This is a genomic window from Acidovorax sp. SUPP950 (assembly GCF_030158935.1).
GTDB lineage: Bacteria > Pseudomonadota > Gammaproteobacteria > Burkholderiales > Burkholderiaceae_C > Paracidovorax.
Genome location: NZ_BQXE01000001.1, coordinates 1,991,516 through 2,018,302, shown reverse-complemented (window position 1 = coordinate 2,018,302; position 26,787 = coordinate 1,991,516). Strand labels below are relative to the sequence as shown.

Annotated in this window: 24 protein-coding genes and 1 pseudogene; 10 read left to right on the top strand and 15 right to left on the bottom strand. The window is 68.4% G+C overall.

Annotated features, from left to right (window positions below; translation table 11 throughout):
* From AVME950_RS09285 to AVME950_RS09275, 3 genes are all read left to right on the top strand, one after another.
* Positions 1–680 (top strand): RHS repeat-associated core domain-containing protein (locus AVME950_RS09285; protein WP_284429538.1); only part of this gene is annotated, 680 nt, incomplete at its 5' end.
* A 13-nt stretch (positions 681–693) separates the two neighbouring features.
* A complete protein-coding gene (locus AVME950_RS09280) occupies positions 694–936 on the top strand; it encodes a hypothetical protein (protein ID WP_284429537.1) in 243 nt (80 codons plus the stop codon).
* 203 nt (positions 937–1,139) lie between these two features.
* The gene (locus tag AVME950_RS09275) at positions 1,140–1,694 is read left to right on the top strand and encodes a tetratricopeptide repeat protein (RefSeq protein WP_284429536.1); all 555 of its coding nucleotides are present in this window, start codon (positions 1,140–1,142) and stop codon (positions 1,692–1,694) included.
* Between the two features lie 118 nt (positions 1,695–1,812).
* On the opposite strand, the gene AVME950_RS09270 is transcribed toward AVME950_RS09275, so the two are convergent.
* Both AVME950_RS09270 and AVME950_RS09265 read right to left on the bottom strand, forming a co-directional pair.
* Positions 1,813–4,722 carry a response regulator gene (locus AVME950_RS09270; RefSeq protein ID WP_284429535.1) on the bottom strand — a complete coding sequence of 970 codons (2,910 nt, stop codon included), beginning with the start codon at positions 4,720–4,722 and terminating at the stop codon, positions 1,813–1,815.
* A gap of 47 nt (positions 4,723–4,769) precedes the next feature.
* Positions 4,770–6,116: an ABC transporter substrate-binding protein gene (locus AVME950_RS09265; RefSeq protein ID WP_284429534.1), complete on the bottom strand. Its 1,347-nt coding sequence runs from the start codon at positions 6,114–6,116 to the stop codon at positions 4,770–4,772.
* A 295-nt stretch (positions 6,117–6,411) separates the two neighbouring features.
* Here AVME950_RS09265 and AVME950_RS09260 point away from each other — a divergent pair, with 295 nt between their 5' ends.
* Entirely contained in the window at positions 6,412–10,110 is a 3,699-nt protein-coding gene (locus AVME950_RS09260; RefSeq protein WP_284429533.1) for an IPTL-CTERM sorting domain-containing protein, read from the top strand.
* 132 nt (positions 10,111–10,242) lie between these two features.
* Here the strand turns inward: AVME950_RS09260 and AVME950_RS09255 are convergent, their stop codons facing one another.
* A complete protein-coding gene (locus AVME950_RS09255; protein WP_284429532.1) occupies positions 10,243–10,941 on the bottom strand; it encodes a response regulator transcription factor in 699 nt (232 codons plus the stop codon).
* A gap of 201 nt (positions 10,942–11,142) precedes the next feature.
* Between AVME950_RS09255 and AVME950_RS09250 the strand changes: the two genes are divergently transcribed.
* Entirely contained in the window at positions 11,143–11,463 is a 321-nt protein-coding gene (locus AVME950_RS09250; RefSeq protein ID WP_284429531.1) for a hypothetical protein, read from the top strand.
* Positions 11,464–11,493: 30 nt separating this feature from the next.
* Positions 11,494–11,742 (top strand): hypothetical protein, encoded by a 249-nt coding sequence (locus tag AVME950_RS09245; protein WP_284429530.1) that lies wholly within the window; start codon positions 11,494–11,496, stop codon positions 11,740–11,742.
* A 29-nt stretch (positions 11,743–11,771) separates the two neighbouring features.
* Here the strand turns inward: AVME950_RS09245 and AVME950_RS09240 are convergent, their stop codons facing one another.
* The 6 genes from AVME950_RS09240 to AVME950_RS09215 all read right to left on the bottom strand — a co-directional run bounded on the left by AVME950_RS09240 (position 11,772) and on the right by AVME950_RS09215 (position 17,531).
* The gene (locus AVME950_RS09240) at positions 11,772–12,821 is read right to left on the bottom strand and encodes a serine/threonine protein kinase (RefSeq protein ID WP_284429529.1); all 1,050 of its coding nucleotides are present in this window, start codon (positions 12,819–12,821) and stop codon (positions 11,772–11,774) included.
* On the bottom strand, positions 12,814–14,259 hold the full coding sequence (locus tag AVME950_RS09235) for a bifunctional serine/threonine-protein kinase/universal stress protein (RefSeq protein ID WP_284429528.1): 1,446 nt from the start codon (positions 14,257–14,259) through the stop codon (positions 12,814–12,816). Before AVME950_RS09235 ends, AVME950_RS09240 begins: the two co-directional genes overlap by 8 nt.
* A gap of 34 nt (positions 14,260–14,293) precedes the next feature.
* Complete coding sequence (locus AVME950_RS09230) at positions 14,294–15,052, bottom strand: metallophosphoesterase family protein (protein WP_284429527.1); 759 nt, start codon at positions 15,050–15,052, stop codon at positions 14,294–14,296.
* Between the two features lie 362 nt (positions 15,053–15,414).
* Positions 15,415–15,831 carry an organic hydroperoxide resistance protein gene (locus AVME950_RS09225; RefSeq protein ID WP_272567092.1) on the bottom strand — a complete coding sequence of 139 codons (417 nt, stop codon included), beginning with the start codon at positions 15,829–15,831 and terminating at the stop codon, positions 15,415–15,417.
* A gap of 89 nt (positions 15,832–15,920) precedes the next feature.
* Entirely contained in the window at positions 15,921–16,394 is a 474-nt protein-coding gene (locus AVME950_RS09220) for a MarR family winged helix-turn-helix transcriptional regulator (protein ID WP_284429526.1), read from the bottom strand.
* Positions 16,395–16,682: 288 nt separating this feature from the next.
* The gene (locus tag AVME950_RS09215; RefSeq protein WP_284429525.1) at positions 16,683–17,531 is read right to left on the bottom strand and encodes a 3-hydroxybutyryl-CoA dehydrogenase; all 849 of its coding nucleotides are present in this window, start codon (positions 17,529–17,531) and stop codon (positions 16,683–16,685) included.
* Between the two features lie 140 nt (positions 17,532–17,671).
* Here AVME950_RS09215 and AVME950_RS09210 point away from each other — a divergent pair, with 140 nt between their 5' ends.
* Complete coding sequence (locus AVME950_RS09210) at positions 17,672–19,261, top strand: GMC family oxidoreductase (protein WP_284429524.1); 1,590 nt, start codon at positions 17,672–17,674, stop codon at positions 19,259–19,261.
* 48 nt (positions 19,262–19,309) lie between these two features.
* Here the strand turns inward: AVME950_RS09210 and AVME950_RS09205 are convergent, their stop codons facing one another.
* The 6 genes and pseudogenes from AVME950_RS09205 to AVME950_RS24380 all read right to left on the bottom strand — a co-directional run.
* A complete protein-coding gene (locus tag AVME950_RS09205) occupies positions 19,310–20,152 on the bottom strand; it encodes an ABC transporter permease (protein ID WP_272567099.1) in 843 nt (280 codons plus the stop codon).
* A gap of 42 nt (positions 20,153–20,194) precedes the next feature.
* On the bottom strand, positions 20,195–20,986 hold the full coding sequence (locus AVME950_RS09200; protein WP_284429523.1) for an anti-sigma factor: 792 nt from the start codon (positions 20,984–20,986) through the stop codon (positions 20,195–20,197).
* The gene (locus AVME950_RS09195; protein ID WP_272567101.1) at positions 20,983–21,639 is read right to left on the bottom strand and encodes a sigma-70 family RNA polymerase sigma factor; all 657 of its coding nucleotides are present in this window, start codon (positions 21,637–21,639) and stop codon (positions 20,983–20,985) included. The genes AVME950_RS09200 and AVME950_RS09195 overlap by 4 nt, the downstream gene beginning before the upstream one ends.
* Before the next feature lie 46 nt (positions 21,640–21,685).
* Positions 21,686–22,255 (bottom strand): DUF3455 domain-containing protein, encoded by a 570-nt coding sequence (locus AVME950_RS09190; protein WP_284429522.1) that lies wholly within the window; start codon positions 22,253–22,255, stop codon positions 21,686–21,688.
* 151 nt (positions 22,256–22,406) lie between these two features.
* The gene (locus tag AVME950_RS24385) at positions 22,407–22,748 is read right to left on the bottom strand and encodes an ATP-binding cassette domain-containing protein (protein ID WP_498739044.1); all 342 of its coding nucleotides are present in this window, start codon (positions 22,746–22,748) and stop codon (positions 22,407–22,409) included.
* 15 nt (positions 22,749–22,763) lie between these two features.
* A pseudogene (locus AVME950_RS24380) lies at positions 22,764–23,279 on the bottom strand (ATP-binding cassette domain-containing protein); the annotation flags it as partial.
* Between the two features lie 161 nt (positions 23,280–23,440).
* Here AVME950_RS24380 and purT point away from each other — a divergent pair.
* The 3 genes from purT to AVME950_RS09170 all read left to right on the top strand — a co-directional run bounded on the left by purT (position 23,441) and on the right by AVME950_RS09170 (position 26,787).
* Positions 23,441–24,643, top strand: coding sequence for a formate-dependent phosphoribosylglycinamide formyltransferase (purT, locus tag AVME950_RS09180; protein ID WP_284429521.1), 1,203 nt, complete (start codon positions 23,441–23,443; stop codon positions 24,641–24,643).
* Positions 24,644–24,961: 318 nt separating this feature from the next.
* A complete protein-coding gene (locus AVME950_RS09175; RefSeq protein WP_284429520.1) occupies positions 24,962–26,200 on the top strand; it encodes a SpoIIE family protein phosphatase in 1,239 nt (412 codons plus the stop codon).
* Positions 26,201–26,214: 14 nt separating this feature from the next.
* Positions 26,215–26,787 carry a SiaB family protein kinase gene (locus tag AVME950_RS09170; protein ID WP_284402851.1) on the top strand — a complete coding sequence of 191 codons (573 nt, stop codon included), beginning with the start codon at positions 26,215–26,217 and terminating at the stop codon, positions 26,785–26,787.

Below are 26,787 nucleotides of genomic sequence, written 5' to 3'. Positions count from 1 at the left end.
GGCTGATCACGGGGTTTGGAGAGGCGAACCCTACGACGGGAGCGACCGGCTACGCACAGAGCGGGCAGGGCAGTGCAGCCTATGCAGAAGCCATCAAGTTCGACCTGCGGTATCCGGGGCAGGTGTTGGATGAGGAGACAGGACTGGCGTACAACCTGAACCGGTACTACGACCGGGAGGGAGGGCGGTACTTCCAGGCCGACCCGATTGGACTGGAGGGGGGGTGGAATCGGTTTGCTTATGTGAGTGGCAATCCGCTGGCATGGACTGATCCCAAGGGCTTAGCAATTCCGGTAGTGGTAATTGCATGTATGAGTAATCCTTTATGTGCAACTGCTGCCGGAGGAGTTGCTGTTGCAGCAATAAATGCATGCAAACAAACGTTTGATTATTTATCTCCGCGCTTTAAAAACTGGTCGCTGTCGACTAGTAATCCAATGACTGGTGAGCCAGGTTGTGAAGTGGAATGTGAAAATAAAAGTGGTAATAGAAAACAAACGAGGCGGTATGGGCCGGACGGATTTCCTGAAACGGACACTGACTGGGACCATAGTCACGGAGGAATCGGCTCTCCACATTCACACGATTGGAGTCGTCCATCTGACGGGAGTCGACCTACTCACGGAAACCGTGGGGAAGGGCGACCTTCGGTGCCAGGTGATCCAGGACTTGTTAAATAAATAAGAGGTAAAAATGATTTACTTGGCAATTACACCTGTGGGCTTAAAAGAAGCACTTCAACTAAAGAGTAATGGCGGGAGTCATCATATTTGGTGTGGCTCAGATTTAGTTTTTGATTCAATATCAATTAAAGATGTTTCGCAATTTAATTATCCTTTAATGAGTGCGAGTTTGGATATTATTGAGGGCGCGTTGGAGACAATTAGGGAGCACCATCCGAATGAGGTTGTGTGGGTGGAAGGCTGTTTGCGATAGTTGAATGAAAAGCCGCTATAAATGGTCCGCGCGATGAATTGCAGCGTTCAAATTTTTATTAATGCATTGAACGCGGCAAAGCATTTAATTGCTGATCTTGGATAATGGCTGTATCGACTTTATAAGGACCGCGAAATTAGTGCCGATCCATTGTTCAGGAGCGTCCTGGTGCTCGCCGAGTGATGCTTAGATCAAGTCAATTCATGGCAGCACTGCAGGCCTCTGACGAAAATCGTAGTGAAGAGGCACTTCGACTGATGGAGCAATGTGCAACGGAGGGAGATCCCGTTGCGTGCTATTTCATGGCGCTTTGGTATCGCGATGGCGAAGGCGTTCTTGCGAGCGCGGTTCAAAGCGAGCATTGGATGCAGGAAATGCAACGGATCGCTGAGTCCGACAATGCCGAGGCTCAATGGGAATTAGGACAGGCCCTTCGATACGGCAATGTCTTTCCTTGTGACGTCCGACGTGCCAATTACTGGCTGGAGCGCGCCGCGGAAAACGGTTGGGGCGAAGCGCAACATCAGTTGGCGTGGTATCTGGAAACAGGGCAGTATGGCTATGCGGATGATAAGCAGATGGCCGAGCAGTGGTACCAACGTGCATTTGAGCAAGAGCATCCCGAGGCGCTTTACACATATGCCCTGCGCGAGTTCAAGGGCGGCACCATCACGGAGAAAGCGATTGAGTTGCTTAAGCGCGCGGCCGAGAAAGGGTTCAAGCAAGCGGAGCACGTCTTGCGTCAGCACACGCACTGAGCGATGGCCCATGTGATGGAGATTTCCCTCAGAAAGCGCTGAGGCAATGGATTGTTCGAATGCGAAAAGCCTAGCCTTTACCCTTATGGAATGGTGTCAATGGCGATGCGATGGGGGTTCACACGCAACTCAAGGCCATTTTCAACTCCTGGAGCCCAAGAGCCATCGCTTCCTCGGACCATCGAATAAGCGCATCCACCTGTATCCCATCCTTGGCATCTGCGGCCATCTCCAGCGCCCTGGTAATCCCACTCAACCGTTGCAACCCAAAACTCCCAACGGTGCCCCCCAACTCATGGACTTCCTGCCGCAGGCGGTCCCAGGCCTCGGCGCGGCGGGCGTCATGGATGCGGTTCATGCGCTGCTCGCAGTCGAGCATGAATCGGGTGACCAGCGCGTCGAAGCGGTCAGTGGCGAAAACACGGCGCAGTTCCTCCAAGGCCTTTTGATCGAAGAAAGCATCCGCACCCACCTCGGCGGCCCCTTTGACGAGGGCCGGCAGAGCATGGTGGTCGTCGGCCTCTGCACTCGGTGATGTGCATGCCGTTGCAGGCGCCGGGGCAGCAGACGCCGAAGGTACCTCGTGCCCCCCCGGCACCAGCCACCGCGACAGGGTGGCCCACAGCCTTTCCTCCAGCACCGGTTTGGCCAGGTGATCGTTCATGCCGGCCGCCCGGGTGCGCTCGATGTCCTGGCGCGCGGCGTTGGCGGTCATGGCAATGACGGGCAGGTGGGCGAAGCGCGGGTCCTGGCGCAGCGCGCGGGTGGCGGTCAGGCCGTCCATCACGGGCATTTGCATGTCCATCAGCACGGCGTCGTAATGGGTGACGTCGGGCGCTTCGTCGAGGCGGCGCAGGGCTTCGGCGCCGTCGCTGGCGGTGTCCACGTGCAGGCCGCCGGATTCCAGCAGGCCTGCGGCCACCAGGCGGTTGAGTTCGTTGTCGTCCACCAGCAGCACGCGCAGGCCGGCCAGCGCCGCGGGGGCGCTCGGGGCGCGGGCACCGCGCTCGCCCGGGGCGGGCAGGGCCGGGCGGGCGCTGCGCTGCACGCGGGCAGTGAACCAGAAGGTGCTGCCCGCGCCGGGCGCGCTGTGCACACCGGCATCGCCCCCCATCAGCAGGGCCAGTTGCCGCGAGATGGCCAGGCCCAGGCCCGTGCCACCGAAGCGGCGGGTGATGGTGGCGTCGGCCTGGTGGAAGGCCTGGAAGAGGTGGGATTGCTGCTCGGCGGTGAGGCCGATGCCGGTGTCGCGCACGGCGCAGTGCAGCACCAGGTCGCCTTGCGCGCCCGCTCCGTCGGCATGCGGACCGTCGTCGGCCGGCGTGGGGGCGTGCACTGAGACGGTCACAGCGACTTCGCCCGCTTCGGTGAACTTGATGGCGTTGTTCACGAAGTTGACCAGCACCTGCCCGATGCGGTGCGGGTCGCCCAGCAGGTAGGGTGGCACGCCCTCGGCCACTGCCACGTGAAAGCGCAGGCCCTTGGCCTTGGCCTTGTCGTCGAACAGTTCCGACAGGTCGGCGAGCAGGGTGGGCAGCTCGAACGGCACGGTTTCCAGCACGAGGTGGCCGCCGTCGATCTTGGAGAAGTCGAGCGTGTCGTTGACGATGCCCAGCAGCCGGCGTCCGGCGCGGTACATCTGGTCCATGCGCTCGCGCTGCGGCGGGGTCAGGGCCTCGTCCTTGAGCGCGAGCTGGGCCAGGCCCAGGATGGCATTCAGCGGGGTGCGGATCTCGTGGCTCATCACGGCCAGGAAGGTGGCCTTCTCTTCGGCGGCCTGGGCCAGCGCGCGGGCCTGGTTCTTCTGCTCGGTGACGTCCAGCCACACGCCGTTGAACAGCACGGCGCCATCGGGCAGGCGCCGCGCGGTGGCCAGGGTCTTGAGCCACCGCGTGCGGTCGCCGTGCGCCACCTCGACGTCGAAGTCCAGCGGCTGCAAGGTGCGCAGGCTGTGCTCGAAGCGCTCGCGCAGCGCGTCCTGCCCGGATGGCGGCAGGCCGTAGGTCTGCTCGACGGGGCCTTCCAGGCGCAGCAGTTCGTGCGCGGGGCGGCCCTGCAGTTCGGCGGCCTTGTCGCTCACGAAGAGAAAGCGCTGCCAGCCATCGGGGCGCACGTGCATCTGGAACACCGCGCCCGGGATGGCGCCGGTCAGGTCCACGAGCTGCTCGGACAGGCGGCGCGCCTCGGCGCTCGCGGCCACCTCGATCGCCAGGCGGTCGGCGCGCTGCATGCTTTCCTTGAACACCTGCAGCGCCTTGGCCATGGTGCCCACTTCGTCGCGCCGCTCGGTGCCGGTGACGGTGTCGTCGTATTCGCGGTCGGTGAGCCGTTCCATGTGCCGCGTGAGCCGCAGGATGGGGCGGGAGATCTGGAAGACGGCCACCCAGGACGACAGCGCGATCACCAGGGCCAGGCCGATGCCCACGGCCAGCGCGGTGGTCAGGATGGTGTCGCGCGTGACCTGTCCGAGCCGCACGGACGATTCCTGGAACTGCGTGACGGAGTCGTTGCGCTGCTGGTTCATGTCCCGCTGCAGCGCGCGCAGGGCGGGCTCGAACTCGCCGTGGATGATCTGCAGTGCCCGGTCGCCACGCCAGCGCGATGCGGCGTCGACGATGCGCGCGGCCAGCGCGAAGGCCGCCGTGGCGCGCTGGCGGATGGACTGCAGCTGCGCGGCATTGGCGGGCACCAGGGCTTCGGTGGTGTCGATCTGCTGGTTGAACTGGGCCTGCAGCTGGGCCAGGCGGGTCAGGGCGGCGCGCATGGTGGCCTCGTCCTGCTCGGTCAGCACGGCATACACGAGGCGGCTCGATTCACTCAGCAGCAGGGCGGCATCGCCGATGTGCAGCGCGCTCTGCGCCTCGCGCTCGATCAGCGCGTTGTACTGCTGGTCGATGCCGCGCATCTTGCTGGTGGCGTAGAGCATCGATGCCGTGGAGATGACACCCATCAGGCCCACGAGAAAGACGATCTTCGCGGTGAGCGGCAGGTGGGAGAAGGACCGCAGGACATACCGGGACAAGGACATGGTCGCTCCGTGGAAGGGTGGGCGCAAAAGCGGCGTGCGGTTAGGGGTCAGGGCTTACGGGCGATGGCCGCGCGCAGCGCCGCCACGGCGCCGGGTGTGTCCAGCCGCCCCTGCAGGTGGCGGGTGACCACGTCGTAGACGGCGGCCTTTACCGCGGAGGGATGGGCATTGCCCATGGCGATGGAGCCCATGAGGGTGCGGCGCATGTTGGCGCCGCGCAGGTCGGTGATGGCGCGCTGGCCGCAGCGGTTGAACGGGGCCTGCTGCACGTCCACGCGCGCGGGCGCCGCGCCGGTGCGCACGTTCACGGCCACCTGCAGGTCCGGGTCCATGAGGATGGAGGCGAAGCGCTCCTGCGCCGCGCGCTGGCGTGCGGGCTGCTTGAAAAAGACGAACTGGTCGCTGTTGAAAAGGTACATGCCCTGGGTGTCGGGAAAGCGCCAGCACTGGTAGTCGCGGTCGGGCTGCATGCCACGCACCTTGAACTCGCCGTCCACCCAGCTCCCCTGCACCTGCAGGAGGGCCTGCCCGCCGGCGACGAGGTCGGTGGCCTGGTCCCAGCGGCGGCGCATGAAGCCCGCGTCCAGGTACCGGGCCAGTTGCCGCATGCGCTCGAAGATCACGGTGGTGACCGGGGCGTCGAGCGCGGTCGGGTCCAGGTCGAGAAAGGCGCGCCGGTAGAACGCCGCGCCGCCGGTGCCGGCCGCGACCGATTCGAACAGCAGCGTGTGTTCCCACGCTTCCTTGCCGATGGCCAGCGGCTGGATGCCGGCGGCGCGGGCCCGGTCCAGCAGGGCGATCAGGTCGTCCCAGGTGTCGGGCGGCGCGGCGGCTCCCAGTCGGCGCGCCAGGGACTGGTTGACCCAGAGCCAATTGGTGGAATGCGCGTTAAACGGGGCTGCCACCCACTGGCCCTGCCATTTGGAGAGCTGCTGGATCTCGTTGGGGACGACCTCGTCCCATTCCTCGCGCGCGGCGACGTCGTTCAGGTTGTCCAGCAGCCCGCGCCGTGCCCATTCGTGGATCTCGTAGCCGATCATCTGCGCGGCGGTGGGCACCCGCCCCGCGCGCACGCGGGCCGCCAGCACGTCGGTGTAGCGCGCGGTGCCGCTGCCGGGCGAGAAGTCTTCCTTCCAGGCCAGGCCCCGCTGGCGCGTGAAGTCGCGGATCGCGTCCATGCTGGCGCGCTCGCCGCCCGCCACCCACCAGTGGAACACCTCCACGCCCGCCGGCTCGCTGCGGGCGGGCCCGGCCAGCGCGGCCCAGCAGGCCAGGCCGAGCCACAGCAGGGGGCGGAGCCGCCACCACGAAACGGACCGGAGCGGTGGGGGGCGGGTGGGACGAACGGTGGGCACGCCGGCAAAGGGGAGGGCGGCAAGGAAGGCGGGCAGCATGCCGGCAAGTGTCCGCGATGGGCCGCGCGGGAAGGCCGAAGGCCCATGCCGACGGACGTTGCGGCGCGCGCTGCATGTGGTGCCGAACGCACAAATGCAAGACCGAATGTCAACAATTGTTGAATTCTGAAAACCGCAGAGCCCACCCCCTAGATTCGCGGCACTCCCGGCCACGCCGGCAAGGCACCGCGCGCCGGTCCTCCCTTGCCAACGACCCCCTTCCGGCCCTCGCCAGGGCCCCCCGCGGCGTCGCGGCGTGCCCGGACCTGCTCACTACAACAATCTGGAGATCGGTATGGTTCTTTCCTTTGCACGGCGGGCTGCGGGCCTGCTGTGGCCTGCTGCTTTCGCTTCTGCGCCCGCGCGCAGACCTGCCGCCCGCCCAGGCCTGCCGGGCGGGCGGGGATACGGGCTGCTGCTGGCCGGGTGCCTGCTGGCACCCGGGGCCGTGCTGGCCCAGACCACCGACATCCTGGTCAACCAGGACGCGGTGCCCGCATCCGCCTCGGGCCCGGCGGGCGGCACCTTCCATTACGTGGTGACGGTGCGGCACAACACCGGCAGCGCGGCCACCGGCGTGGTCCTTACCGACAAGCTGCCCGTGGGCGCGGTGTTCCAGTCGGTCACGACGACCCCGGCGGGCATGGCCTGCACGCCGGCCATCACCCCTGGCACGGCCATCACGGTCGCCAACCAGACGGTGCAGTGCGACCTGGGCTCGATGGCGGTCAATTCCACCAAGGTGGTGGATTTCGAGGTGGTGCTTCCGACGGTCTCGACCAACTGGATCAACAACGCCCGCGTGACGCGCAACGAGACCGATTCGGACCCCAGCAACGACGCGCTGGACCGCCGCATCACCACGACCGAGGCCGCCGACCTGGCCCTGGCCGTCACCACCAACCCCACGGCGCCTCCCGGCAACCCGCTCTCACCCGGCCAGCCCTACCGCTATGTGGTGGACGTGAGCAACCAGGGACCCATCGGCATTCCCGCCGCAGGGCGCGTGGAGGTGATGTTCAGCGTGCCCACGGGCGCCTCGTTCACCCGCGTGGGCGGCAGCAACGGATGGACCTGCACGCCCACGGCCTCGAACGCTTCGCCGCTCGTGTCCCCCGGCGCGCCGACGCCCGCCACGGTGGTCACCTGCTCCTACGCCGGTGCGCTGGCCAATGGCGGCACGGTGCCGTCGCTGGAGGTGGACGCCGCTCCCAATGTGACCGGCTCCATCACGACGTCGTTCTCGGTCAAGGGCTACAAGGATGCGTCCACGGAAATGCCCGACGGGCAGACCGCCAACAACACCGGCACGGCCGAAGTCAACGTGGCCGGCACGGCCTCGGACGTCTCCGTCACCAAGGCCGTGAACGGTGCCACGACCTATGGGCTCAACGACCAGGTGACCTACACGGTCACGCCCCGGCTGAACGGCGGCACCTTGCTCACCGGCGTGCCCGTGCAGGTGGTCGACACGCTGGGTGCGGGCCTGTCGTTCGTGTCCGCCACGGGCACGGGCTGGACCTGCAGCGCGGCGGGCCAGGTGATCACCTGCGACCTGCCCGGCGGCTATGCGGGCGCCAACTTCAGCAACCTGCCGGCGATCACGGTGGTGGCATTGGTGCAGCAGACGGGCACGCTGCCCAACACCGTCACGATCGACGTGCCGACCCGCACCGATCCCGACACGACCAACAACTCGCCGGCCAGCGTCTTCATCACGGCGACCAACGTGGCCGACCTGCAGATCACGAAGACCGCGTCCAACTACGTGAACGGCCAGGGCGTGGCCGTGGCCATCGGCCAGACCTACCAGTACCGCCTGACGGCGCGCAACCGCGGACCGCTCGCCATCGCGCCGGCCGCCGCCACCGTGCCGGCCGCCCCGAGCATCGTCGTCTCCGACTCGGTGCCCGCCGGCGTGACCCTGACGGGCCTCAACGCGGCCTCGGGCGCGGGCTGGACCTGCTCGGCACTGCCGCTGGTGGGCCCGGGCACCTTCACCTGCGAGCGCACGGCCGGACTGGCCGTGAATGCGAATGCCCCCGACATCGTGGTCAACGCAGTGCGCACGACCGCGGGCTCGGCCACCAACAACGCCTGCGTGAAGTTCAGCCCCGAGACGGGCGGCACCCGCGAGGACCCGTGGTACACCGACCCCGCGCACGGCATCAACTGCCAGGGCGTGGGCGTCGGCGCATCCGACCAGACCCCCGGCAACGAGGTGCAGGCGGACCTGAGCATCGTCAAATCCGTGGACAAGCCCACGGTGCCTGCCGGCGACGTGCTGACTTACACGATGTTGGTGACCAACAACGGCACCAGCGCCGCCACCAACGTGAGCCTGCGCGACGTGCTGCCCAGCCTGGTGACCAGCGCATCGGCCCCGGGCCTGGTGTCGGTGAACACCACCGCCGGCACCTGCACGCCCTCGGGCGCGTCCAACGTCAACACCGCCACGCTGCTGTGCTCGCTCGGCACGCTCAACAGCGGCGCCAGCGCGACGGTGACCGTGGCGATCCGGCCCACGGTGGCCACCACCGCGACCCGCACCAACACCGCCACGGCCTATTCGCCCGAAGTGGTGGACCCGGTCCTGGGCAACAACACCGCATCGGTGACGAGCCAGGTCACGGCCCGGGTGGACCTGGTGGCCTCCAAGACCGTCTCGCCCACGCCGACCGCGATCTCGGGCGAACCCATCACGTACGTGGTGCGCGCCAGGAACAACGGCCCGTCGTCGGCCGAAAACGTGTGGCTGAGGGACGTGCTGCCCGCCAACGGGGTGCTGATCGGCACGCCCGTCGCCTCCAACGGCGGCGTGTGCGATGCGGTGCCCCCCGGCAACGGCGGCACGCTGAACTGCCGCTGGGGCACCACGGGCAACAGCGTTTTCCTCGCCAACGGCGGCCAGTACGAGGTGACCTACCGCCTGCGTGCGGCGGGCGCCTGGGCCCCGGGCGTGAAGCTCTCCAACACGGTCGAGATCGGCACCGCGACGGACGAGCCCGTGCTGACCAACAACCAGGCCGCGGCCGAGATCACGCTGACCCAGCCCGAGCTGGACATCCTGGTGTCGATGGCGCACAGCGCCGACGCCATCGCCCTGGGCGCCGAGACGACCTACACCATCACCGTGAAGAACTCGGGCCCGTCGTTCGGTACGAACGTGGTGATGACGGACACGTTCCCGGTGACCCACCCCACGAACGGCGCCTCTTCGGCCACATTCGGCTTCACGGGCGGCCTCACGGTGGACAAGGGCGGCGTCTGCACCGTGCCGGCCATCGGCGCGACCTCGGGCGGCGTGTCGTGCACCTTCCCGGGCCTGGCCAAGGACGAGGTGGCCACCATCACGTTCAAGATGAAGGCGACGAGCCTGCCGGCCGGGGCCGCGTCGGGCACGATCTTCCACAGGGCCGTGGTGTCGGTAAGCGAAACCGAGTTCCTGCAGGGCGGACAGAACACGCAGGTCAACAACACCACGTACGACCAGACCTCCACCAAGCGCGACCCGATCGCCACCGACCTGTCGATCCTCAAGGCCGGCCCCGATGGCCCGATCGCCCCGGGCGCGGACGTGGACTACACCTTCACCGTGCGCAACAACGGCAACCTGACCAGCAACGGCGCCCAGGTGGTGGACCCGCTGCCCGCGGGGCTGACGTTCGTCTCCTCGTCCGACTGCGTGGCTGCGGGTACCTCGGTGACCTGCTCGGTGGGCGAACTGCTGGCGGGCGCGAGCCGCACCCTGCGCGTCAAGACGCGCCTGGCGCAGCCCTACACCGGCAACGGACCGCTGGTGAACACGGCGACGCTGGACGCGCCGGGCGACACCGACCCCACCAACAACACGTCGAGCAAGACCACGACCGTGCAGCCGCCGCCCGATGCGATCGCCAGCGTGCCGACGCTGTCGCAGTGGGCATTGATCCTGCTGTCGTGCCTGCTGGGTGGACTGGCGCTGCGCCAGTCCCACGGCCCGCGCCGGCGCTGACCTGCCACGGGGGGGCTCACCCCCAGGGAAAAAGGGCGGTCCCGAATGCGGGACCGCCCTTTTTTTTGATGGATGGCGGATCAGGGGGCTGAGAGAGTCGTCGGCGCGTGACGCCGGCGCTGGCGCGCAGGGTCAGGCGGATTGTGTGGCGTCGACCACGTCCAGGCGGTAGCCCATGCCATACACCGCGTTGACGACGTAGCCGTTCTCCGGCGACAGGGCCAGCTTGTTGCGCAGCCGCGAGACGTGCGTGTCCAGCGAGCGCGAGGGCACGTCCTGCACCTCGCTCCAGACGCTCTGGCGCATGTGCTCGCGCGACAGCAGGCGGCCCGCGTTCTGGAACATGAACAGCGCCAGGTCGTATTCCTTGTTCTTCAGGTCCACGGCCGTGCCGTCCATCCACAGCGTGCGCGTCTTGGGCTCGAAGCGGTAGCGGCCGAAATCGAGCGTGCGCGCCACGGTGGACGGGTACGCCCGGCGCAGCAGCGCCGCGGTGCGGGCCATGAGTTCGCCCATGCGGATGGGCTTGGTCATGAAGTCGTCGGCGCCACAGTTGAGCGCCTCGACCACGTCCTGCTCGGCATTGCGGCGCGTCACGAACAGGATGGGCATCTGCGGCGCCAGGCCGGCGCGCAGGGTGCGCACCACTTCCATGCCGCTCATGTCCGGCAGGTGCCAGTCCACGATCAGCAGATCGAAGGTCTCTGTGCGCAGCGCCTTGAGCAGGCTGGTGCCCTCGGTGAAGGGGTGGAACAGGTGCCCGGCATGTTCGACAGAGGCCTGGATCAGCTCCATCAGGATCGGGTCGTCGTCAAGGGCAGCGATACGCATGGGACACCAGGAAACGGCAAAGGCAATGGAATACGGATCGCCGGTAGGGCGCGGCGAGGTGCCGAAACTACCTTTTAATTTCGCTATCGGTTGGAATGTGACAATTGTTAACATTCATCGAAAATCCGCGGTATGTATTTGTGGCATCGACGCATCGGTGGCGCTTCGGGTGCGCCGGGGCCCCTTGTGTCGCGCGCAGACATGGCCGCATTGGCAGCCGCGGTTTCGTTTGAATGCTCCGTTCTTCGCCTTGCCTCGCCGTTGCCCAGCGCTGCCAGGGGATATGGGCCGTTCAAAGACTTTGAGGACAGCTTCATGGGCAATTGCATCGGCGGCTCCAGCGGGACCGCTTCCGTTCGCCGCCGTGAGGATCAAGGCACGGCAAGTACCAATGCCGGTGTGCAGGCCGAACAATCGGCATCGGCTGCGTTCGGCGTCGATGCGGCGCTGTCCGGGCTGCGCTCCCGCGAACGGAGAATCAATGGACTGCTGGGCCCCGACACCAATGAGTTGCTTGGTTAGCCCGTACGCAGGGAACTCGAATCCTTGCGCATGCGGGTGCAGTCAGCGGCGGGAGATTTGACGGCGCTGCAGCAAACGCTGAATCGCCAGAACTCTCAACGCATCGACCTGGGCGATGACCCGGTGGGTGCCGTGCGATTGTTGACCGCACAGTCCGAACGATTGGGAAGGCAAGTGGAGCCCGTCATCCAGAGACACGAGGATGCCATCGACGACCTGCAGAACCGCGCGGGCTTGGCAGAGGATCATCCGTCCATGCGCCTTTCGCAGGGCCGCTAAGGCCATCGAGCATCTTGTGCTCGCCGCTCTTATGCCGACAGCGGCGCTTCCTGCATCGCCTCCATCTGCTCGCGCAGCATGTCGACCTGCCCGCGCCAGTAGTCGCTGCTGCCAAACCAGGGGAAGTTGATCGGAAAGATCGGGTCGTTCCAGCGGCGCGCCAGCCAGGCGCTGTAGTGGATCAGCCGCAGCGTGCGCAGCGGCTCGATCAGGGCCAGCTCGCGCCGGTCGAAGGGGCGGAACTGCTCGTAGCCGTCCAGCAGCGCGGACAGCTGCACGGTGCGCTGGCGGCGGTCGCCGGACAGCAGCATCCACAGGTCCTGCACGGCCGGGCCGGTGCGCGCATCGTCCAGGTCCACGAAGTGCGGGCCGCCGCCGGGCCGGTCGGTGGGCGTCCACAGCACGTTGCCGGGGTGGCAGTCGCCGTGCAGGCGCAGCGGGCGCGCATCCTTCAAGGCAAACGTGCCGCCTGCCGGGGTATTCCATGCACTTTGTGCTATTAATTTAATAGCATCTTCGCAGGCGCTGCGCCAGGCCGACTGCTGGTCCAGCGGGATGATCTCCTGGGCCAGCAGCCAGTCGTGCGGCTCCTGCGCGAAGGTGGCCGCGTCCAGCGCCGGGCGCAGCGCGAAGGGCCGGGCCTCGCCCACGGTGTGGATGCGGGCGAGGAAGCGGCCGATCCACTCGAGCACCTCGAAGTCGTCCAGCTCGGGCGTGCGCCCGCCGCGCCAGGGGCTGACCGAGAACGCGAAACCCGCGTGCTGGTGCAGCGTGCGGCCCTGCAGCACCAGCGGGGCGACCATGGGCACCTCGGCCTGGGCGAGTTCGGCGGCGAACGCGTGCTCTTCCAAAATCTGCGCATCGCTCCAGCGGCCCGGCCGGTAGAACTTGGCGACGACGCGGCTGCTGTCCTCCAGCGACACCTGGTACACGCGGTTTTCGTACGAGCCCAGGGCCATGAGGCGGCCGTCACCGTACAGGTCCACGCTGGCGAGCGCGTCCAGCACGAGGTCGGGGGTGAGGGGCGCGTAGGGATGCGAAGAAGAAGGGGTGGGCTCGGTGCCGGGCAGGTTATCCATGGGGAGCATTGTCGCCCCCGGCCAGTTCGGTGAAGGGCAACTGCTGCTTGACCAGGATGACGGTGCATGGCGCATCGCGTGCCACGCGGATCGGAATGGTGTCGATGAAGCGCTGCAGCGGCACGCCGTGCGTGGCCGCGCCCAGGATCATCACGCCCACGCGGTTGCCCTGCGCGTAGCGCACCAGGGCCTGGGCCACATCGCTCGCCTCGATCACCTGGTGGCTGGCGCTGTGGCCGGCCAGGTCGAGCCCGGCGGACCACTGGCGCAGGCGCACCAGGTGGCGGCGGTGCAGCGTGGTTTCGCTGCGCTCGCTGTCCGATGCGCTGCTGGCCGAGGGCGAGATCACGGTCACGCAGGCCAGCCGCGCCCCGGGGCGGATGCCCAGCGAGCGCGCCGCCGCCTGGCGCAGCGAGTACAGCGTGGCATCGCTCGCGTCCTCGCCCGGCACGGCCACCATGAGGATGGGCGCCGCCTCGATCTGGCGCGCCGGCAGCGGGCTGGGCTGGTAGTGCATGCCCGCCGCCTTGAGCCAGCGGCGCAGGTGCGCCCGCACGCCCGGCCCGCGCAGGCGCCGGCCGCGTTCGGTGACCGGCACCTGCTCGGGGTGCGTCAGGTCGAAGGCCAGGTGCGCGGCCGACGGATAGCGCTGCGCGGCCTCGGGCTCCAGGCAGCGCAGGATGATCTCCTGCAGCCACTCGGGCACCTGCGGCCGGTGGCGACGCGGCGGCGCGGGCGTCATCCACAGCCGCTGGCGCAGGCCGCCGCGCGTGGTGGGGGCACCGAAGGGCAGCTCGCCCGTGGCCAGTTCGTACAGCATCACGCCGATGGCGAAGAGGTCGCTGCGCAGGTCGCCGCGCACGCCCACCACCTGCTCGGGCGCGATCCAGGCGGGCGAGCCCACGGCCTCGCGCATCTCCTCGGCCAGCAGGTCGGGGTAGTGCGCGTGGCACGAGAGGCCGAAATCCAGCAGCACCGCGCTGCCGTCCGCTCGCAGCAGCACGTTGGCGGGCTTGAGGTCGAGGTGGCACACGTTCTGCTGGTGCAGGCTGTGCGCGGCGTGCGCCATGGCCGCGCCCAGTCGGGCCACGGTGGTGGCGTCCGGCGGCTGCGGCAGGTCCAGCCAGTGCTGCAGCGTGTGGCCTTCGATGTATTCCATCACCAGGTAGGGCAGCCGCGCCAGGTCGCCCGCGGCGACGAAGCGCGGCACGTGGCTGCCGCTCAGCGTGGGCAGGATCTGCAGCTCCACCTCGAAGCCGACGATGGTCTCGGCGCCATCGCCCGCCGTCATGCGCGGGATCTTCATCGCCAGCGGAAAGCCCGCGTCGCGCGCGGCGCCTGCATAGCCCACGCGGTACACGTGCGCCATGCCGCCCGCGTGCAGGCATTCGTGCACGACGAAGCCGTCCACCTCGGTGCCGGGCGCGAGCAGCTTCATGCAGCGCTCCGGGCGGGCCGCGCGATGGCCGCGCTCAACGCCCCAACTCCAGCCGGTCGGCGAAGAACGCAGGCAGGCCGGCGGCGCGCACGGCGGCCGCGGCCGCGGCATGGTCGTAGGGCACGCGGTGGAAGGTGACCGTCGCGGCGTGGTCGTCGAACAGCGCATACATGGCGCGCACGTCGCGGTCGCGCGGCTGGCCCACGGAGCCCGCGACGCCCAGCCACTGGCGGTGCGGCGGCACCGGCACGGGCACGCCGGGCTGCGGCGCAAAGCGCATCAGCTTGGCGGTGGGCGTGAGGAAATACAGCGCCTGCTCGTGCACGTGGCCGCAGAACACGTAGCGGATGGCGGGGTCGAGCTGGCTGGCCGCGGCCATGCTGCGCTCGGCCGCGCCCGCGTCCTGCACGTAGTGCCAGTGGCTGGGCTGGTCGGCGCTGGCGTGCACCAGCAACGTGTTCGCACCCAGGCGGCGCGTGAGCGGCAAGGTGGCCAGAAAGGCGCGGTGCCGGGGCGACAGCTGCGCATGCGTCCACTGCGCGCTCTGGTCGCCCATCTGGATGGGCGTTGCGGGCGGGTCCAGCGCCGCGACGTCGTGGTTGCCCAGCACGCAGGGCGCGCCCTGGGCCGCCAAGGCCATGGCCTGCTCGACCACGGCCACGGGGTCGCCGCCGTAGCCCACCAGGTCGCCCAGCAGCGCGAACTGCTCGGCGCCCTGGGCGCGGGCATGCGCCAGGCAGGCATCGAGGGCATGGCGATTGGCGTGGATGTCGGCGAGCAGGGCGATCTTCATGGCGGACGCGGCGGGTGCGCGAGGCTGGGGTCAAGGGTGCGAAAAGGCATCGGCCCGCGGGGGCGGGGCCGCCTGCGATGATGGCTCCGAATGGTGCCATTGGCGGGGGTGAGTGCGCGGGAAGCGCAAAAAAGGTGCCATCGCGCGGGTGTCGCGGCGTGCATCGCCGCCGGGTGTCGCTGCGGCGCCCCGCTGGCGCCCGCTTCGATGGAGTGGGTTGCTACATTTTTGGTAGCACCCGAGGCAAATGAAACCCCGGCATCACGGCGAATCAGGCCAGGGAGGCGTACCGGGCCCCACGCAAAAAGCCCCCCGGCCGCGTCGGATCGCGGCCGGTGGGCTTTTTTTCAGGCCAATGCCGATCAGGCCAGCGTGATCGTCACGTCGATGTTGCCGCGCGTGGCGTTGGAGTAGGGGCAGACCTGGTGGGCGGCGTCCACCAGTTGCTGCGCCTGGGCGCGGTCCAGGCCGGGCAGGCTGACCTTCAGGCGGGCGGCGATGCCGTAGGCGTTGGGGATCTTGCCCAGATCGACTTCGGCGTCCACGGACACGTCCTGCGGCACGGCGATCTTCAGTTGGCCGCCCACGGCCTTCAAGGCGCCGATGAAGCAGGCGGAATAGCCGGCGGCGAAGAGCTGCTCGGGGTTCGTGCCCGTGCCGCTGGTGCCGGGGGCGGAGAGCGTCACGTCCAGGCGTCCGTCATCGGTGCGCGAGGCGCCGTCGCGGCCGCCGGTGGTGTGGGCGCGGGCGGTGTAGAGGACTTGGTCGAGCGATGGCATGGTGATTCCTTTGCAGTGAATGCCCGCGGTGCGGGCGGTTGAGGGACAAAAAAGACAACGAAAGCGAGAACGAAAGTGAGGACGGGCTGCTAGCCGGACCCGATCCGGCGGCGCAGCTGCTGCAGCTGCCGGGTCAGCGCGGTGAGTTCGGGCAGGGTGCACTGGCTGCTTTCCAGCACGCAGGCGGGAATGGCTTCGGCACGGTCGCGCAGGGCCCGGCCGGCGGGGGTGAGCGTGGTGCGCACACGGCGCTCGTCCTGCGCATCGCGCAGCCGCGTCACCAGGCCCGAGGCCTCCAGGCGCTTGAGCAGCGGGGTGAGCGTGCCGGAGTCCAGGAACAGGCGCTCGCCCAGTTCGGAAACGGTGATGCCGTCGCGCTCCCACAGCGACAGCATCGCCAGGTACTGCGGGTAGGTGAGGCCGATGGATTCCAGCAGCGGCTTGTAGAGCTTGGTCATCGCCAGCGACGCGGAATAGAGCGCAAAGCAGACCTGGTTGTCCAGCTGCAGCAGAGCGGGGCTGGGCGTGGAGACCGGGTGGGCGAGGGCGTCGGGGCGGGGCATGGGCTGGATTGTGATACCCAATTCAATTGCGCGCAATTGAATTGGGTATCACCCCATCGGCGCTGGGGGTTTGACGTGCGGCGTGCAGGCGGCAGCGCCGAATGGGTGTACTCCGGGGCGGTGGAAGGTCCTTTGGCGCGTGCGTCCTGCCGCCGAGGGTGTGCGTCAAAGTGGCCTCCGGCGCAATGAATTCTAGGGCATTGTGCTATTAAAAATATAGCAAAAAGCCCTGACCCGTTGGAGGAGGCCGGGGCTGCCCACTGCCCACTGCCCATGGCCCGGGTAAGGTCAGTAAGCGTACACGCCATGCCCGGTCTTGCGGCCCAGGCGACCGGCGGCCACCATTTCCTTGAGCAGCGGGCAGGGGCGGTATTTGCTGTCGCCGAACTCGGTCAGGTACACGTTCATCACCGCCAGGCACACGTCCAGGCCGATCATGTCCGCCAGCGCCAGCGGGCCGATGGGCTGGTTGCAGCCGAGCTTCATGCCCGCGTCGATGTCCTCGGGCGTGGCCAGGCCCTCGGCCAGCACGAAGAACGCCTCGTTGATCATCGGCACCAGGATGCGGTTGACCACGAAGCCGGGCGCGTTTTTCACGGTGATGGGGCTCTTGCCCAGCGACTCGGACAGGGCCTTCACCGTGTCGTGCGTGGCATCGCTGGTCTGCAGGCCGCGGATGATCTCCACCAGCGCCATCATCGGCACCGGGTTGAAGAAATGCATGCCGATGAAGCGGTCGGGCCGCGACGTGGCGGCCGCCAGTTGCGTGATGGAGATCGACGAGGTGTTGGAGGCGATGATGACCTCCGGCGCCACGATGGCGTCCACCTGCTTCAGGATCTTCACCTTGAGCTCGTGGTTCTCGGTGGCCGCCTCGATCACGATCTGCGCGGCCTTGAGGTCGTCGTAGTTCGCCGAGGTGCGGATGCGCGAGAGGGCCGCGTCCTTGTCGGCGGCGGTGATCTTTTCCTTCTTGATGAGCCGGTCCAGGCTGCCGGCCACGGTGGCCAGGCCCTTTTGCACGGCGGCCTCCGAGATGTCCACCATCACCGTGTGGATGCCCGACACGGCGCAGGCCTGCGCGATGCCGTTGCCCATGGTGCCTGCGCCGATGATGCCGACGGTCGTGATCGTCATATAAAGTCTTTCCGGCCAAATAGCCAAATCAAAAAAACAGGGGTTGCGCGGATCGGCGTGATCGTATCGGCAATCGCGGGCGGCGCGGCCGGTGCGCCGCCCCAGCGGCCGCGGCCGCTGGCACAGAGGAGACAACGGACATGTTCGACTACATCGTGATCGGCGGTGGTTCGGCCGGCTGCGTGCTGGCGGGGCGCCTGACCGAAGACCCCGCCGTGCGCGTGTGCCTGCTGGAGGCTGGACCGCCCGACACCAGCGCCCTCATCCACTGCCCGGCCGGCATCGCCCTGATGGCGCGCACCGGCGCCTTCGGCTGGGGGCAGCACACCACGCCACAGCCCGGCCTGAACGGGCGCCGTGGCTACCAGCCACGCGGCAAGGTGCTGGGCGGCTCCAGCTCGCTCAACGCCATGATCTACCTGCGCGGCCAGCCGGCCGACTATGACCACTGGGCCGCCGAGGGCAACCCGGGCTGGGCCTGGAGCGACGTGCTGCCGTACTTTCGCCGCGCCGAGCACAACGAGCGCGGCGCCGACGCCTTTCACGGCACGGGCGGCCCGCTGAACGTGATGGACCTGCCGGCGCCCCACCGCATCGCGCGCGATTTCATCGAGGCCGGCGTGCAGGCCGGCCATGCCCGCAATCCCGACTTCAATGGCGCCACGCAGGAGGGCGTGGGCTGGTACCAGGTCACCCACCGCGCGGGCGAGCGCTTCAGCGCCGCCAAGGCCTACCTCGCCCCGCACCGCGGCCGGCCCAACCTGCAGGTGGTGACGCACGCGCGCGCCACGCGCATCCTGTTCGAGGGCCGGCGCGCCGTGGGCGTGGAGTACCGCCAGGGCGGGCAGTCGCACACGGTGCGCGCTGCGCGCGAGGTGCTGCTGAGCGCGGGCGCGCTGCTGTCGCCGCAGTTGCTGATGCTGTCGGGCGTGGGGCCGGGCGCGGCGCTGCATCGCCATGGCATCGCCGTGGTGCACGACCTGCCCGGCGTGGGCGAGCATCTGCACGATCATCCCGACGTGGTGCAGGTGATGGACGCGCCGCGCCTGACGGACCTGTTCGGCCTCTCGCCCACCGCCGCGTGGCAGATGCTGCGCGGGGTGCGCGAATGGCGGGCGCACCGGCGCGGCATGCTGGTGACCAATTTCGCCGAAGCCGGTGGCTTCATCCGCAGCCGCCCCGAGGAGGCCGCGCCCGACCTGCAGCTGCACTTCGTGATCGGCAAGCTCGTCGACCACGGCCGCCGCACGCTGCTGGGCCACGGCTACTCATGCCACGTGTGCCTGCTGCAGCCCCTGAGCCGCGGCCGGGTGACGCTGGCCGGTCCCGACCCGCACGCCCTGCCGCTGGTGGACCCGGCCTTCTTCGCCGATCCGGACGATCTGCAGCGCATGGTGCGCGGCGTGCGCCGCATGCGCGAGTGGCTGGCGCAGCCGGCGCTGGCCGCCCATGGCGCGCGCGAAATGCCGGCCTCGGCCGCGGCGCAGACCGATGAGGCCATCGGGCAGTTCATCCGCCAGCATGCCGACACGGTGTACCACCCGGTGGGCAGCTGCCGCATGGGGCCCGGCGCGATGGACGTGGTGGGCGCGGACCTGCGCGTGCACGGCCTGGACGGCCTGCGCGTGGTCGATGCGTCGGTCATGCCGCGCATCGTGAGCGGCAACACCAACGCGCCGACCATCATGGTCGCGGAAAAGGCAGTGGACCTGCTGCGCGCAGCGGCCTGAGGCGGATCGCGCAGCTACGCTGCTGGTGAGGCCTCAAGGCGTGTTCCATCAGGCCTGGAACCGCTTGCGCGTGAGCGCCAGCGCCGTCCAGAACGCCACCACCGTGGTGACCACCAGCACCAGGCCGTGGCGCAGCGGGTGCGCGGGCCACTGGTCCATGAACAGCGGGCGCACCAGCTCCACCGCGTTGGCCAGCGGCAGCCAGTCGGACACATGGCGCACCACGGCGGGCAACTGCTCGCGCGGGAAGAACACGCCCGACAGGAACATCATCGGCGTGAGCACCAGGGTGAAGTAATAGGTGAAGAAGTCGTAGCCCTTGGCCAGCGCGTTGAAGATCAGCGCGATGCTGGAGAACATCACCCCCACGAACAGCAGCACGGGCCAGGCCACGAGCAGCTTGGGGCTGTGGCTGATCTTCAACGCCAGCATCACGCCCAGGATGGCGGTGACGGTGAACACGGCCTTGAAGGCGGCCCACAGCATCTCGGCCAGCACCACGTTGTCCAGGCTGACCGGCGCGTTCATGATCCCGTCCCAGGTCTTTTGCACGTGCATGCGCGAGAAGGCCGAGTACAGCGCCTCGAAGCTGGCCGCGTTCATGGCGCTCATGCAGATGGAGCCGCTCGCCAGGAACAGGATGTAGGGCACCTGCGTGCCCCCCACGTTCACCTGGCCCACCAGCGCGCCCATGCCGTACCCGAAGGCGACCAGCCACATCAGCGGCTCGGCGATGTTGCCCACCAGGCTGGGGATGGCCAGCTTGCGCCACACCAGCAGGTTGCGCAGGAAGACGGGCCACCAGCGGGCGGACAGCTCGGGCGCGCGCCAGATCGAGGGGGTGGCCGGTCGGGCCGGCGTGGCGGGGCTGGGGTGGGGGGCGGTGGACATGGCGCTATTGTGCGGCGGCCGAGCGGCGGGCCGCGGCCGGGCTCACAGCACCTTCACCGCCCGGCCGATGTACTGGATCGGGCCGGTGGGCTTGCCGATGGGCGAGCCGCTCGGGGGCTCCAGCGTCAACTCGAACAACTGGTTGGGCTGCAGCGGCGGCAGCTTTTCCAGCGCCAGCTGCAATGACTGGCCGGGCTGGACCAGTCCCAGCGAGACCGGCCCGCTCCAGCTGTCGGCCTTGGTCCAGAACTCCAGCGCGCGGCCCGCGGGCACTTCGGCCACGCCCAGCGGAATGAGCTGGAGCGCGCTGGGCGAACTCGCCTGCACGACCCAGCCAGGCGCCTTGTCCTGCGGTGCCACCAGCACCACCATGAACTGCGGGGGCACGGCCCGCGGCGCCACGCGGGTGACCAGCACCGCGGCCAGCACGGCCGCCATGGCAAAGCCCGAGCCCGCCAGCCCGCGCCACAGGCCCAGGTGGTTCCACCAGTTTCGGGAAGGCCGGGCCGGCGCCGGCCGGGGCGCTGGCGACGCGGCCGGTGAATGGGAATGTGAATGGGCGGCGGGCGCGCTGGCCTGTGCGCCGTCGGCGGCCTGCAGCGAGGCATCGATGCGCGTCCACAGCTGGGCCGGCGGTGCGATCGGCTCGGCCAGCCCGGTCAGCGGCAGCAGCCGCGCTTCCCAGTCGGCCACGGCGCGCTGCAGGGCCGGGTCCGATGCCAGGCGCTGCGCCACGCGGGCGCGGGCGGCGGCGGACAAGGTGCCCAGAACGTACTCGCCGGCCAGCAGGTTCAGGTCTTCGGGCACGGCGGGATGGGGGATCGGCGCGGTCATGCCATGCACTCCCGCAGCGAGGTCAGGCTGCGCCGTATCCACGCCTTCACGGTGCCCAGCGGCGCGCCCAGGCGTTCGGCGATCTCGCCGTGCGAGCAGCCATCCACATAGGCGTGCAGCACGCAGTTGCGCCGCGCCGGGTCCAGGCCCTCCAGGCAGTGCTGCAGGCGGCCCAGGCTGGCGTTGAGTTCGAAGGCTTCCGCGATCTCGCGGTGGGCCTGCACCGACTGCTCGGCCTCCAGGGCCTGCACGGTGTCGTCGTCCACGTCGAGGTGGCGGCCCGCATCGCGCACGGCGTTCAGGGCCAGGTTGCGCACCACGCTGTAGATCCAGCCGCGGGCGCTGCCCCGGCTGGCATCGAAGCTGCCGGCGCGCGTCCAGATGTTCACGCAGGCGTCGTGCACGATGTCCTCGGCCAGCGCCCGCTGCCGCACGATGCGCCAGGCCACGCCCAGCAGGCGCGGCCCCTCGTGCTCGTACAGGCGGCGCATGGCCTGCCGGTCGCCCGCCGCGCAGCGGGCCAGGGTGGCTTCGTAGTCGAAGTCGTCGTCAGCGGCAGGCGTGGAAGGCAAGGGGCGGTGGCTCCAGCGGTCGAAGGCCGGGCGCTGGCGTCGATCGGCCGCCCGGAACGTGGGCCGCATGGTAGCCGACATGACCGTGCTCCAAAGGCTTTCGACCCTGAAAGACCCGCCCGGGCCGTCAGGCGGCCTTCCAGAAGATGTAGTCGGCCTGGTACTTCACGGTCTGGCGGTCGCCCTTGTTGGTGGCGGTGCAGGCCGCGGCCGGGGCCACGCCGCCCTTGAGCGCCACGCGCTGGATGAAGGTCACGCCCGTCAGCGTGCCCGAGCCCATGGCCGGGTTGGCCTTCACGAGCTGGTAGGGCAGGTTGCCGGTGCCGGCCGGCGCCACGGCCAGCTGCGTGGCGGTGACCTTGGAGCCGTCCTGCGCCTCCCAGGTGGCGGGCGGGCCGTAATACGTGCCCACCTGCTTGCCGCTGCGGTCGTTCAGCACGGCCTTCGGTCCCACGAACACCCATTCGGTCTGGCCGGGCATGTTGGCTTTGTCGCGGCATTCGTAGGTGATGTCGCCCACGCCCACGGTTTCCCAGGCCACCTTGTTGCCGGCCGGCACCTTGATCGACTCGGGCAGGCTGTCCTGCGAGAACTTCGGGCCCGATGCCGACATGGAGCCGCAGGCCGCGAGCAGGGCCGCGGCGGCGATGGCGCCGGTCAGGGGGATGAGGCGAGAGAGCGTTGGCTGGATGGTCATGGCGTTTCCCTTGTCTTCGGTTGGGTTGAAAAAAGCAGCAGCAATCTCCGCTGCTGCAGGTACTACCCATGGGAACGCCGTTTGGATGCAGGCCGCGCGAAATATTTTTTTCGAAAGCCGCGCGGCCCGGCTTTTTTACCAGGCGGCCGGTTCAGCCGTCTTCGCGGATCTGCCGGCCGGTGAGTTTCAGGAACAGGTCTTCCAGGTTGGCCGGCCGGTGCAGCGTGCGCAGGTGCCCGTGCGTGCTGAGGGCGGCCAGCAGCGGCCGGGCGTCGTGCGTGTAGAAAAACACCGTCTCGCCGCTCACCTCCACGCGGGCGGCGAGCGGGCGCAGGGCGGCGTCTTCGGCCAGCGCCACGGCGCCCACGCCGAACAGTTCCACCACGTCGGGCTCCAGGTGCTCGGCGATCAGCTCGCGCGGGCGGCCTTCGGCGATCTTGCGGCCGTGGTCCAGCACCAGCAGGCGCGAACACAGGCGCTCGGCCTCGTCCATGAAATGCGTGGTCAGCAGGATCGACTTGCCCTGCTGCACCAGCAATTGCAGGCGCTCCCACATCAGGTGGCGGGCCTGCGGGTCCAGGCCGGTGGTGGGCTCGTCCAGCAGCAGCAGGCGCGGGTCGTTCACCAGGGCGCGGGCCAGCGACAGGCGCCGCTTCATCCCGCCCGACAGCTCGCCCGGCTTGGCGCCGGCCTTGTGCGTGAGTGCCGCGAACTCCAGCAGGCGCGGCACGCGCTCCTGCATCACCGCGCCCTTGAGCCCGAAGTAGCGGCCGAAGATGCGCAGGTTCTCCGCGCAGGTGAAGTCCGGGTCCAGTGTGTCGAACTGCGTCACCACGCCCAGCTGCGCCTTGATGGCCAGCGCGTCCTGGGGCATGGCCAGCGGCGTGCCGGCCCCTTCCGGGTGGAAGTGCACGCTGCCGCCGTCGGGCGCGGTCAGGCCCAGGCACATGCGGATGGTGGTGGTCTTGCCGGCGCCGTTGGGGCCGATGACGCCCAGGCATTCGCCGGGCGCGATGGAGAACGAGACATCGTCGACCACCGTGGCATCGCCGTAGCGCTTGTGCAGGTGATCGATCTGGAGAAGGGGGGGATGCGCCATGGGCGTCTATTATTGTTCGCCGTCCTCCGGGACCGCGCCCCCGTTTTTTCCCGACCCTTCTTCTCCATTCCATCCCTTCACCTGCTATGACCACTCTCGGCACCCCCCTTTCGCCCTCGGCCACCAAAGTCATGCTGCTCGGCTCGGGCGAGCTGGGCAAGGAAGTCCTCATCGCCCTGCAGCGCCTGGGCGTGGAGACCATTGCCGTGGACCGCTACGAGAACGCGCCCGGCCAGCAGGTGGCCCACCACGCGCGCACCATCACCATGAGCGATCCGGCCCAGCTGAAGGCGCTCATCGAGGCCGAGCGGCCCCACCTCGTGGTGCCCGAGATCGAGGCCATCGCCACGCCCATGCTCGAAGAGCTGGAGGCCGCCGGCACCGTGCGCGTGATTCCCACCGCGCGCGCCGCGCGCCTGACCATGGACCGCGAAGGCATCCGCCGCCTGGCCGCCGAAACGCTGGGCCTGCCCACCAGCCCCTACCAATTCTGCAATTCGCTGGAAGAGCTGCAGGCGGCCATTGACGGCGGCATCGGCTACCCCTGCATCGTCAAGCCCGTGATGAGCAGCTCCGGCAAGGGCCAGAGCAAGATCGACGGCCCGGCCGACGTGCAAAAGGCCTGGGACTACGCCATGGCCGGCGGCCGCGTGAGCCATGGCCGCGTCATCGTCGAAGGCTTCATCGACTTCGACTACGAGATCACCCTGCTCACCGTGCGCGCGCTCGGCGAAGGCGGCCAGCCCGAGACGCACTTTTGCGAACCCATCGGCCACATCCAGGTCAGCGGGGACTACGTGGAAAGCTGGCAGCCCCAGCCCATGCGCCCCGCGGCCCTGGAGCGCGCCCGTGAGATCGCCAAGGCCGTGACCGACGACCTCGGCGGCCAGGGGCTCTTCGGGGTGGAACTGTTCGTGAAGGGCGATGCCGTGTGGTTCAGCGAGGTGAGCCCCCGCCCGCACGACACGGGCCTGGTCACCCTGGCCACGCAGGTGCAGAGCGAGTTCGAGCTGCACGCGCGCGCCATCCTGGGCCTGCCCGTCAACACCGCCCTGCGCAGCCCGGGCGCCAGCGCCGTCATCTACGGCGGCATGGATGCGCAAGGCATCGCCTTCGACGGCGTGGACGATGCCCTGCGCGTGCCGAACACCGACCTGCGCCTGTTTGGCAAGCCCGAGAGTTTCGTGAAGCGGCGCATGGGCGTGGCGCTGGCGTTCGATGCCGATGTCGAGGTGGCGCGGGAGCGTGCCAAGCTGGCGGCCGGCAAGGTCAGGCCACGCAAAGCGTAAGCATCGGCATTCACACCACCGATCCGACCGCGGTGGCGGGGCGCTGTCGTCGGGGGCCGAATCGAAACGGCAGGCATGCGCGCAGCGTGCCGGCCCCCGGAGCGTGGCCTCCTTGCCGTGCGCCGCCGTGGGGCTCGCCCCTTCATCGCAACGGAATGGGAAAGCACCCGTTCCTGGCACACCCCCCTTCCTTCTGAAGCCGCCCCTTCAATGGCCCGGAGGCTCGACGGCCTCTGCGCAGCGCCATACCGTCACCATCCTGTCATCGAAGCGAAACATGGAATGAATAACATTTGCTAACAAACACCCCTGGCCCCCATGTCCGCAAATTCCGAGTACCTGAGCAGCTTTCGGCCCCGTTTCCGTCAGCCCAGTGCGGCGGACCTGTGCACCATGGTGCCCTGCATGACGACCGACCAGACCAACGAACAGGTCATGGAGGTGTTCGGCCAGCACCGCGACCTCGTCAGCCTGCCCGTCGTGGAGGGTCGGCAGCCCATCGGGCTGATCAACCGCAACATCTTCCTCTCCCAGATGAGCAAGCCGTTTCGCATGGAGCTCTACGGCCGCAAGAGCTGCATCGCGTTCATGGACAAGGAACCGCTGATCGTCGATGCCGCGCTGGACATCGAGGCGCTGACGTTCAAGACGGTGGAATGCGGCGAAAAGGCCCTGTCCGATGGTTTCATCATCACCCACGAGGGCGCCTTCATCGGTGTGGGCAACGGGCTGCAGCTGATGCGTGTGGTGGCGGACATGCAGGCCTCGCGCAACCGCCAGGTCATGCACAGCATCGAATATGCGAGCGTGATCCAGCAGTCCACGCTGCGCAGCTCGCTCGAGGCGCTGGCACGCGTGTGCCCCGGCGCGCATCTGGTCTGGGAGCCGCGAGACGTGGTCGGGGGCGATTTCTACCAGTTCAGCACCGAGCCTGACGGCTGGTTCGCCACCGTCGCCGACTGCACGGGCCATGGCGTGCCGGGCGCCTTCATGACCCTGATCGCCTCCACCAGCCTCAACCAGGCGATCAAGCAGCACGGCGCCCGCGATCCCGCGCAGCTGCTGGGCAGCGTGAACCGCAGCATCAAGCAGATGCTGGGGCAGCAGGATGCGCAGGAAGGCACGGAGCGCTCCAACGACGGCATGGATGCCGCCTGCTTCTGGTTCGAGCCGGCGCAGGGGCGCCTGGTCTTCGCGGGGGCCCGGCTGTCGCTGTTCCTAGTGCGGCCCGGCGCCGACGCGGTCGAGATCATCGAGGGACAGCGCAAAGGCGTGGGCTACGTGGACAGCGACTTCGATTTCGCCTGGAACAACCAGGAGCTGATCCTGCCCCCCGGCACGCTGGTTTTCGTCAGCACCGACGGCCTGATCGACCAGGTGGGCGGCCCGCGCGCGATCGCGCTGGGAAAACGCCGCGTGCGGGAGCTGCTTTTCGAGCAGCGGGAGCGCACGCCCGCGGAGATCAACCGGGCCGTGCTCGATGCGCTGGAGCAGTGGCAGGGCCAGGGCGATCACCACCGCCGCGACGACCTCACCTTTTTTTGCTTTCGCACCTGAGACGGAAATCCGCCATGCCCTCGTTCATGAACGCTGAAAACCCCGGTTCCTTCTTCAACCTGGCCAGGCAGCACCGCGTCATCTTCTACTACGTGGGCTACTTCTCTCAGAACATCATCGCGGCCATGGCCGATGCGGTGAAACTGCAGCTGGAGGTCGCCGACGTGGCGGGACCGACCCGGCGCAAGCTGTTCTCGTCCTTCGTGGAGATGGCGCAGAACATCATCCATTACTCCGCCGACACCCTCACGCCGCCCAGCCATGACAACGGCGAACTGCGCCACGGCTCGGTGTGCATCCGCCGCGAAGCCGACGGCAGCTTCCTGCTGCTGTGCGCCAACCCGGTGGAGCCCCGCATCGCCGACGAACTGCGCGAGAAGCTGGCCGCGCTGCGCAGCATGACGCTGGAAGAGATCAAGCAGGCCTACCGCCAGACCCTGCGCGAGGAGACCCCCGAGGGCAGCAAGGGCGCAGGCATGGGTTTCCTCACCATGGCACGCGACGCCCGTGAGCCGCTGGAATTTGGCTTCGACGCGACGCAAGGACCCGACCAGGCACCGGTGTTCTATCTGAAAGCGGCGATCTGA